The following is a 9,188-nucleotide window of genomic DNA, read 5'->3' as shown; positions in this document are numbered from 1 at the left end:
GAGATCATCGTGCATATCCCCGTCATCATGGACTCGGGCGAGATCGAGATGTTCACCGGCTACCGCGTGCAGCACTCCATCGCGCGCGGGCCGGGCAAGGGCGGCATCCGCTATGCGCCCGATGTCACGCTCGACGAAGTGCGCGCGCTGGCCTCGTGGATGACCTGGAAGTGCGCGGTGGTGAACATTCCGTTTGGCGGCGCCAAGGGCGGCGTCGTCTGCGATCCGGCGAAGATGTCGCGCGGGGAACTCGAACGCATGACGCGGCGCTACACCGCCGAGCTGATCGACTTCATCGGTCCCCAGCGCGACGTGCCCGCGCCCGACGTCAACACCAACGAGCAGGTGATGGCCTGGATCATGGACACTTACTCGATGCACGTGCGGCACACCGAGACCGCCGTGGTTACCGGCAAGCCCATCGAACTGGGCGGCTCGCGCGGGCGCTCCGACGCGACCGGGCGCGGCTGCATGGTGATGTGCGACGAGGCGCTCAAGCGCCTGCGCATTCCGCGCGAGCGCGCCCGCGTGATCGTGCAGGGCTTCGGCAATGTGGGATCGTTCGCGGCGCGAAATCTCTATCAGGAGGAGTACCCGGTGGTGGGCATCGTCGAGCGCGAGTACGGAATTTACAACGCGCAGGGCCTCGACATCGTCGCGCTGATGGAGTGGAAGAAGGAGCGCGGCACGCTCGTCGGCTTCCCCGGCGCGGAGCAAGTTGACCCCCGCGAACTGATGCTGCGCGAATGCGAGATACTGCTTCCCGCCGCGACGGAGAATCAGATTACGACTGACAACGCCGACAAGCTCCAGTGCAAGATCGTCGTCGAGGGCGCCAACGGGCCGACTACGGCGGAGGCCGACGAGATACTCGACGCGCGCGGCATCTTCGTAGTGCCCGACATATTGGCCAACGCGGGAGGAGTTACTGTTTCCTACTTCGAGTGGGTGCAGGATCGCCAGGGATATTTCTGGACGCTGCAAGAAGTCCGCGAGCGGCTGGACCGCGTGATGCGCTACAGCTTCGCCGACGTAATGAAGATCGCCGACAAGGAAAATGTGCGGCCGCGCATGGCGGCCTACATGCTGGCCATCGACCGTGTCGCCTCAGCGGCCCGCCTGCGCGGCGTGTACGCGTAAAACAGAGCCGTAATAAACAGAGCCGCGACTGTCAAGGAGCGGGGGTTGGTTTTCGCTGGAGAGCAGCAACCCCCGCTCCCTGACGGTTGCGGCTCTGTTCGCTTTCGTCGCGTAGCCGCCTACTGCGGGGCGACGACCAGCACGCGAAACGTGCCGGGCGTTACCACGGCGGCGGGATTCGGATTTTCCGGCGTGGCGGGCGGCGTGGTGCGGTCGGCGGTAATCAGGAAGAGGCGGTGCGTTTTGGTGTCGAGCGTCATGGTGCGCGCGCCCGGCTCGGTCTTCACGGTCTCGACCACTTTATATTTATCCGCCGACTCCTGCTGAATCACGCTGATGGTTCCCTCGCCGTTCGAAGTGAAGATCAATTTTTTCTCCACGTCAAACGCCGCCGCGTCCGTGCCGGTGCCAATCGGCAGCGTGGTGATGATCTTGCCATTCGACGCATCCATCACCGCCAGCATGGGCGACTTGCCGCGACAGCCTAGAAACAGGCGGTTGTTCTTCACGTCCATGGCCATGCTGCTGGGCATTTCGCACGGCGCGGTCGGCCAACTCTCTTCCACCACCAGCTTGCGCGAGTCGATCTTGGCGACCATGTTGGTCTCCTGCATGTCCACGAACACGTGGCCCTTGCCGTCGGCCGCGGCGGCCTCGGGCTTGCTGCCCAGCGGAATGAGGCCCGCCAGCTTGGCGTCAGCGATGTCCACGGCCATGCCGCCTTTGGTCCGATTGCTGAATGTGAACGCGCGTTTCGTCGCCGGATCGTAAACGTAGCCGTCGGGATTTTCGCCGACCTTCACGATGGAGATCACCTTCAGCGTCTTCAGGTCGAATAGGGTCATCGAGCCGTCCAGCGCGTTGGGGATGAAGCCGCGTCCGAGGTCGGGAGCCGCGCCGCCGCCGCGCACGCCGTTACCGCGCAACGTCTCGGGCTTCGAGAAATCCACGCCGGGCGCGACGATCTTGCCGACATGCTCGTAGGTGTCGGCGTCCAGAATGTCCAGTTGCGGACCGTGCGAGACGAACACGTGCCGGTTGGCCACATCAATGCCGATATAGTCCCACTGGCCGACGCCATCAACAGGAATTTTCTTGATCAGGCGGTAACTCTCCGCCGCGTGCGAAGACACCGCCACGCCGAGCAATGCCGTCAGGCACGCCACATATATTACTTTTTTCATGTGATTCTCCTACGTCACATTCCCTGTGTGCGATCACTGTGGCACAATGGCGCACAAAGCGCATGGTAGTCGGCGATTGGGCCGTATCCCGGTTTCAATTTTTCCTAGCGAATGCTACTGTTTGTGATTCCGAGCACAGCGAGGAATCTGCTGTGCCGCCGTATGAAGACCCAAAGCAGATTCCTCGCTACGCACGGAATGACAGCGAGACAGGCAGCAACAGATCCATGAATTTACGAACCTCCACCTTATCCATCATCGAGCGGCGCGGCCCGCTCATCGTTGTCCTCATTGCCGCCATCATTTTTCTTTGCGGCACGATCAGCCCGCCGTCGCTGCTGGATGACGTGGACGCGGTGCATGGCGCCATCGGCCGCAACATGCTGCGCTCCGGCGATTGGATCACGCCGCATCTGAACGGCCTGGTGTATCTCGATAAAGCGCCGCTGACTTACTGGCTGATCGCCGCATCCTACTCGATTTTCGGCGTGCAGGACTGGGCCGCGCGAATGCCCATCGCGCTGGCGGCGATTCTGCTCTGCTGGATGACCGCGCGTTTTGGCAGGTGGGCATTCTCGGCGCGCACGGGATTTTACGCGGGACTCACTCTGGCCACCTGCATCGGCCTCTACCTGTTCACGCGCATCCTGATTCCGGAAGTGATACTGACACTCACTGTGTCACTCTCGGTATGGGCCTTTTTGAGATTGCAGGAACCAGACAGGGATGGCACCGAGCCGCATCGCACACGATGGATCATATTGTTTGGTGTTGGCTTGGGCGCAGGACTATTGCTGAAAGGTCTGCTGGGACTGGTCGCGCCCGCTGGCGCGATCTTCTTCTATCTACTCGCCTCTCGCCAGTTATTTTCGGCACAGGCGTGGCGGAGCCATCATTTCTTGAAAACACTTGGCATGGGAACCGCCATCGGCCTGGCCATTGCCGCGCCGTGGTATGTGGCCGCGACGCTGGCCAATCCGCCTTACTTCGACCTCACGCTGCAAAGTGGCGAAGGAGTGTTTCGCGGCTTCTTCTGGCGCTACTTCATCAATGAGCATCTGCTGCGCTATCTCGGCGAGCGCCTGCCGAAGGACTATGACACGGTGCCGCTCATCCCCTTCTGGCTGCTGCATGTGGTGTGGCTGTTTCCGTGGAGCGTCTATCTGCCGAGTTTGCTGCGCCTGTCATTCAAGCCTGTTGATCGCGCCGGGCGCGTGCGTCTGATGGCCGTCTGCTGGGCCTTGTTCCTGCTGGTCTTCTTCAGCTTCTCAACTTCGCAGGAGTATTACACCATGCCCATCTACCCTGCGCTGGCGCTACTAATTGCCTCGGGCATTAATGGCGCGATGAAAGATGAGTCATCCGCTCGAACTCACTTGATTCACTACGGGACAGTAACTGCTGGATTCCTACTGTCACTCGGCGCGCTGACTTGCGCCGGACTACTCACTCATGTCTGGTCACTGCCGGCGGATGGTGATATCTCATCCGCACTCACTAGCAATCCTGACGCCTATACACTCTCACTCGGGCACATGAGTGACTTAACAGTGAGTAGCTTCGCGTATCTACGGCTGCCGCTTGGACTGGCGGCGCTGGCCTTTGCGATTGGGGCCGGGGGGTGCTTTGTTCATGTTGCGAAGCATAGGAAGCAGATGACGCAAAGGAGCGGAGGGGAGTCCAGGTCCGAGGCGCATTTCCATTGGTCCGCTGCGCCGCCGTGGCTGGCCTTTGCGCTGATGATGATCCTGTTCACCAACGCGGCGCGCATCGCCATGACGGCGTTTGATCCTTACCTGTCATCACGTCCGCTGGCAGAGGCCCTGCGCAGCGCGCCGCCCGGCAAGCTCATCATCAACGGCGCTTACTACCCTTTCTCATCCGTAGTGTTTTATGCTGACCGCGACGCGCTGCTACTGAACGGCCACTTCAACAATTTGGAGTACGGATCAAATGCGCCCGGCGCGCCGAACATCTTCATCGATACGGACCAGTTCAGAACAATGTGGGGCAGCGGAGAGCGAGTCTACTTGCTGACTACGGATGAAGAGTTGAAGAAAGGTGAGTTACTCACTGGCAATCAAAGGATGCTACAATTTGCGACCGCCGGGGGTAAGTCACTCCTGACGAATACGTCGCTGCCCATCCCCAAGCCGCCGCCCGAAGAGAAGCCTCAGGAATAAAGATTCCATTCCTCGCAGAGCACCCGAAGGGTGCGACAGATTCTAGCCCAGGGCGTAAGCCCTAGGTTAATTACACGTTAAATGATTGAGCCCCGTAGGGGCGACAGAGCGTCAACGTTTCTGCCGCCCCTACGGGCTATCTGGCTTATGAAGACCTATTACCAGAGGCTTACGCACCGGGCTACTTTCTGACTGCACCTACCGGTGCTCCGGACCGTCTGCCGCTCTGCTACTTGCTCAAACTCGCGAGTAACTTCTGCGCTTCGCTGCGTGGCGGGTCATCAGCAGTTAGGTCGGCTTTGAGATACTCGTTGAGTAACTGCTTCGCTTTGGCTGTGTCTCGTTTGCCTTCGGCGAGTATCTTGGCGCGCTCGAATTTCACGAACGGCTGGCCGCCGGTGATGGCTTTGTCAAATAGCTGATCGGCTTCGACGGTCTTGCCGTTGCGGGCGAGATGCTGGGCGAGATTCACCAGCGCGCCGGGCTCGGCGGGGGCTAGCTCGGCGGCCTTGCGCCAATGCTGCTCGGCGGCTGCCACATCCTTCTTCTTGCCGGCCATGCGCGCCTGCAACGCTTCGTACTTGGCGGGCGACTTGGCGCGAATCGTTTCGGCGAGTTTGGCGGCTTTGTCCACGCCGCCGCCGAGGAAGCCGGGGGCTTCGAGGAAATACTCGAACAGATCATCGACGGCTTCGAGATTGGCCGGGTCCAGCGCAACGGCTTTCTCGAAATGCTGGCGGGCCTTCGACGCGTTCGACGGCGCGGAAAGTTTGAAGCCCGTCTCGGCCTGACGACCGTACGCCTTACCCAGCCAGTTCCAATCGGACGAGCTCTTCGGCGCGGCCTTGGTGGCCTGCTCGAGCGCGCTGATGGCTTTCTTGTATTCGCCCATCTGGAAATAGCACTGGCCGATGAGCGCCCACTGCCCGGGAATCTTCGGTTCGCCCATCTCGATGATGCGCAGCGCGGCTTGGTAGTTGGTGGCGTGGTAATTTTCCCGCGCCAGATCGAGCGCCATCCGCAGGGTGGGCGAGACGGACGGGTCGCTTTCCACCTGCGCGCATAGCAGTGATGCGAATAGTAGCGAAAGCGCCGCCGTTTTCATGGTATTCAGTCCATTAGATGAGATTCCAAGTACATACTAACTTAGATGCAACTTCCGGCGAATAGGCCCGTGGCAAACAGTAGCCCTGTCGGGATTTCGCCATTCCTGGCCTCGGCTCTAATGATAAGGTGGGAATTTAGTCTATTTCTGGAGCGAACGTGACCTACAAATTTACCAATCAACTCATTCATGAGACCAGCCCGTACTTGCTGCAACATGCGCACAACCCCGTCAACTGGCAACCCTGGGGCGAGGCCGCGCTCAAGCTGGCGCGTGAGCGGAACATGCCGATCTTCCTGAGCATCGGCTACGCGGCGTGTCATTGGTGCCACGTGATGGAGCACGAGAGCTTCGAGAACGAGGAAGTCGCGGCAATCCTGAACGAGCATTACGTCTCGATCAAGGTGGATCGCGAGGAGCGGCCCGACCTCGACGAAATTTACATGAACGCCACGGTGATGTTCACGCGCGGGCACGGCGGATGGCCAATGAGTGTATGGCTGACACCGGAGGGCAAGCCGTTCTTCGGCGGGACCTACTTCCCGCCGGACGATTATTCCCAGCGGCCGGGGTTCAAGGGCGTCCTAAAGCAACTGGCGCAGTTGTGGCGGGAGCGCGAGCGCGACATCGTGAACGACGCCGAGAAGGTGGTCGAGATACTGGCGAAGATGGGCGGGCCGCAGGCGGCGAATTTAACCGCGGAGGACGCAGAGGGCACAGAGGAGAAACAAGAGCAACTGCCGGAGGGGTCGCTGCGATTGCTGCCGCTGGAGGCTGTCGCAGAGGCCGCCGGCCATATCGTGCGGGCTATGGATGCGCGGCACGGGGGGCTGGCCAGCGGGTCGAATAAATTTCCGCCGAGCATGGCGCTGGAGCTGCTGCTGCGCATGTTGCCGCACTCGGAGGAGTTGCGGAAGTCTGCCGCATTGGAGTTGATTGAATTGACGCTGGACCGCATGGAGCGCGGCGGCATCTACGATCACCTGGGCGGCGGCATCGCGCGCTACTCGACCGATCCGCAGTGGCTGGTCCCGCACTTCGAAAAGATGCTCTACGATCAGGCGCTGGTCAGCGCGATCTATCTGGACGCGCACGTGGTTACGGGGCGCGAGGATTTCGCGGCGACGGCGCGCGGCATCTTTGACTATGTGCTGCGCGATCTGCAACACGCTGATGGAGGATTTTATTCCAGCGAGGACGCCGACAGCGAGGGCAAGGAAGGCAAGTTCTACATCTGGACGTGGGACGAGATGATCGAGGCGCTGGGCGAGAAGGAGGGCGCGCTGTTCGCGCAGGTCTATGACGTTACCGCGCTGGGAAATTGGGATCATCCCGGCGACGCGCATGTGCCCGACGGCGCGAAGAATATCCTGCGCCTGCTAAAGCCGATGGACGAGACGGCGCGGCAGATGGGAATGTCGCGCGAGGAGTTGGAGCAGCGGCTGAGTGAGTCGCGCGCCAAGCTGCTGGCGGTGCGCAACCGGCGCGTGCGGCCGGGCCTCGACGACAAAATTCTAACCGCGTGGAACGGGCTGATGATAGCCAGTCTGGCCAAGGGCTACGCGGTGTTGCGCGCAACCGAAGGGGAGCAGGCCAACGCCGCGCGCTATCTGGATGCCGCCGAGCGCGCGGCGGACTTCATCCTGAAAAATATGCAGCAGGACGCCAACGGAGAGAAGCGTCTGCTGCGTTCGCATCGCGCGGGCAAATCGCACTTGATGGCCTACGCCGATGACTACGCATTCTTCATCAACGGGCTGACCAGCCTGTACGAAGTAACGGGCAACCTGCGCTGGCTGGCCGAGGCCGAGCGGCTCCTGGACATCACGCTCAAACATTACTGGGACCGCAGCCCGGGGAAAAGTGGCGGCGGACTCTACTTCACCGCCGACGATCACGAGCAGTTGATCGTGCGCAGCAAGCTGGCCACGGACAACGCGATCCCGTCGGCCAACTCGGTGATGGCGATGAATCTGCTGCGGCTACACCTGCTGCTCGGTCGCAACGATCTGCACACGCGCGCCGCGGGGACATTGTCCGTGTTCTCCGGGCAGGCCGCGCGCCAACCGTTTGCGCACGAACTGTTGCTGTGCGGCATTGAGGCGTGGCACCAATGCGTGACCGTGGGCTTTCAGGAGATCACCATCGTCGGCGCGCTGGATGACCCGCGCACGGCGGAGCTGCTGCGCGCGGTCCACGGGACATCTCAGAGCAATTCGCAGCAGGCCAACTCTCAGCCCAATTCGTACCGGCCCAACAAGGTGGTCGCGCTGCTGGACCCGCGCTGGCCCAACGCCGCCGAGGTCGCCAAGGCCGTGCCGCTGCTGGCCGGCAAGACGATGGTCAATGGCCAGCCCACGGCCTACGTCTGCCAGAACTACGCCTGCCAGGCGCCGGTTACGGAGGCGGAAAAGTTGACAGCTCAATTGAACAAGAATTCTTAAGGCCACTCGGCATGAATTGCGTACGCCGGCAGCATTCGTTCAAAAGGCAGTCTACCAATGAGAAGTCTTAGCGGATGGATCATTCGCGCGCGGAGGTTTCAGGCGGAGGCGTATGCCTTGTACCTGGCTTGCCGCGATGCGCGCACGCCGTGGTATGCCAAGGCGTTTGCCGCGCTGGTGGTGGCTTACGCGTTTTCACCGATTGATTTGATTCCTGATGTCATTCCCATTATCGGGCATCTTGACGATGTGATTCTGGTGCCGCTGGGCGTGTGGATCGCCTGCAAAATGATCCCGCCCGAGGTGCTCGCCGATTGCCGCGCGCGGGCGGCGGAGCACCAATTGACCAAATTGTTAAACAAGCCGCGCAGTCGCTGGGCCGTGGCAGTGATCATCGTCATCTGGGTGGCAGTCGCGGCGATTTTGTCTTACTGGCTGATTGGTTACTTTCTACAATAGAAAGCCCTATGGAATTTTTGGGACAACTCGTGCGGCGCGAATTTACGTTTCGGGTGTTTGAGGCTTATCCGAAGCAGCTCGGCGCGGTGAAATACAACTGCGTAATGTTGCTGGACCTGCTTCCCGATGGGCGCTGGACGCGCTTCTCCGCGCCGGGACTCTTAATTGACGAACAGATCGGCCTGCTGATTGAGCGCAACGGACGGCAGGTGTTCGTACACAAGGCACAGGAAGTGCCCGCCGAGGGCGCGCCGCTCGAAAACTATCGCCGCTTCGTGCAGGAATTGGAAGAATTGCTGGCGGGCCAGACACTTATCACTCCTTAAGTCAGGCCCCTCCAATGCCAATTTCTATTGGCGCTTGACAGGCGACTCCGCATCGTTCACTATTCACAAACGGTCATGTTACGCAGATTTGCCACTCTCGTGCTGCTGGTCCCGTTGTCTTTGAACGGGCTGTGGATGGTGTGCGCGGAGAGTCCGACGGACTCGCCCGTGCCGGACGCACCCGAGGCGGCTCCCGTGGACGTGGCCAGTGCGGTGCCGCATTGCAGTGGGGCCATGTGCCCGATCGAGAAGCCTGCCGAGACCGGAGCCATCTGCTTGTTGTCTTCCACAGGAGACGGCGTTTCGATCGCCGCATTCGCCTTCGTGGTGGCCGCTCCGGCAGCCGC

Annotated in this window: 7 protein-coding genes; 5 read left to right on the top strand and 2 right to left on the bottom strand. The window is 61.0% G+C overall.

The window, feature by feature from the left end; all coding sequences use genetic code 11:
- A partial coding sequence (locus EXQ56_14355) for a Glu/Leu/Phe/Val dehydrogenase (GenBank protein ID MSO21604.1) occupies positions 1-1,140 on the top strand: 1,140 nt, incomplete at its 5' end.
- Between the two features lie 119 nt (positions 1,141-1,259).
- On the opposite strand, the gene EXQ56_14350 is transcribed toward EXQ56_14355, so the two are convergent.
- The gene (locus EXQ56_14350) at positions 1,260-2,324 is read right to left on the bottom strand and encodes a YncE family protein (GenBank protein MSO21603.1); all 1,065 of its coding nucleotides are present in this window, start codon (positions 2,322-2,324) and stop codon (positions 1,260-1,262) included.
- A 227-nt stretch (positions 2,325-2,551) separates the two neighbouring features.
- Here EXQ56_14350 and EXQ56_14345 point away from each other — a divergent pair, with 227 nt between their 5' ends.
- Positions 2,552-4,507: a glycosyltransferase family 39 protein gene (locus tag EXQ56_14345; GenBank protein MSO21602.1), complete on the top strand. Its 1,956-nt coding sequence runs from the start codon at positions 2,552-2,554 to the stop codon at positions 4,505-4,507.
- A 229-nt stretch (positions 4,508-4,736) separates the two neighbouring features.
- On the opposite strand, the gene EXQ56_14340 is transcribed toward EXQ56_14345, so the two are convergent.
- Positions 4,737-5,612, bottom strand: coding sequence for a tetratricopeptide repeat protein (locus tag EXQ56_14340; GenBank protein ID MSO21601.1), 876 nt, complete (start codon positions 5,610-5,612; stop codon positions 4,737-4,739).
- A 158-nt stretch (positions 5,613-5,770) separates the two neighbouring features.
- Here EXQ56_14340 and EXQ56_14335 point away from each other — a divergent pair, with 158 nt between their 5' ends.
- From EXQ56_14335 to EXQ56_14325, 3 genes are read left to right on the top strand one after another with little or no spacing between them, the layout of a single operon-like run.
- Positions 5,771-8,056, top strand: coding sequence for a thioredoxin domain-containing protein (locus EXQ56_14335; GenBank protein ID MSO21600.1), 2,286 nt, complete (start codon positions 5,771-5,773; stop codon positions 8,054-8,056).
- Between the two features lie 57 nt (positions 8,057-8,113).
- On the top strand, positions 8,114-8,515 hold the full coding sequence (locus EXQ56_14330; protein MSO21599.1) for a DUF1232 domain-containing protein: 402 nt from the start codon (positions 8,114-8,116) through the stop codon (positions 8,513-8,515).
- A gap of 8 nt (positions 8,516-8,523) precedes the next feature.
- Entirely contained in the window at positions 8,524-8,841 is a 318-nt protein-coding gene (locus EXQ56_14325; GenBank protein ID MSO21598.1) for a hypothetical protein, read from the top strand.
- Positions 8,842-9,188 lie beyond the last annotated feature (347 nt).

This window comes from Acidobacteriota bacterium, from assembly GCA_009691245.1.
In the GTDB taxonomy this organism is placed as follows: Bacteria; Acidobacteriota; Terriglobia; order 2-12-FULL-54-10; family 2-12-FULL-54-10; genus SHUM01.
The sequence above is the reverse complement of the archived record's forward strand: the minus strand, read 5'-3'. Positions and strand labels throughout refer to the sequence as shown.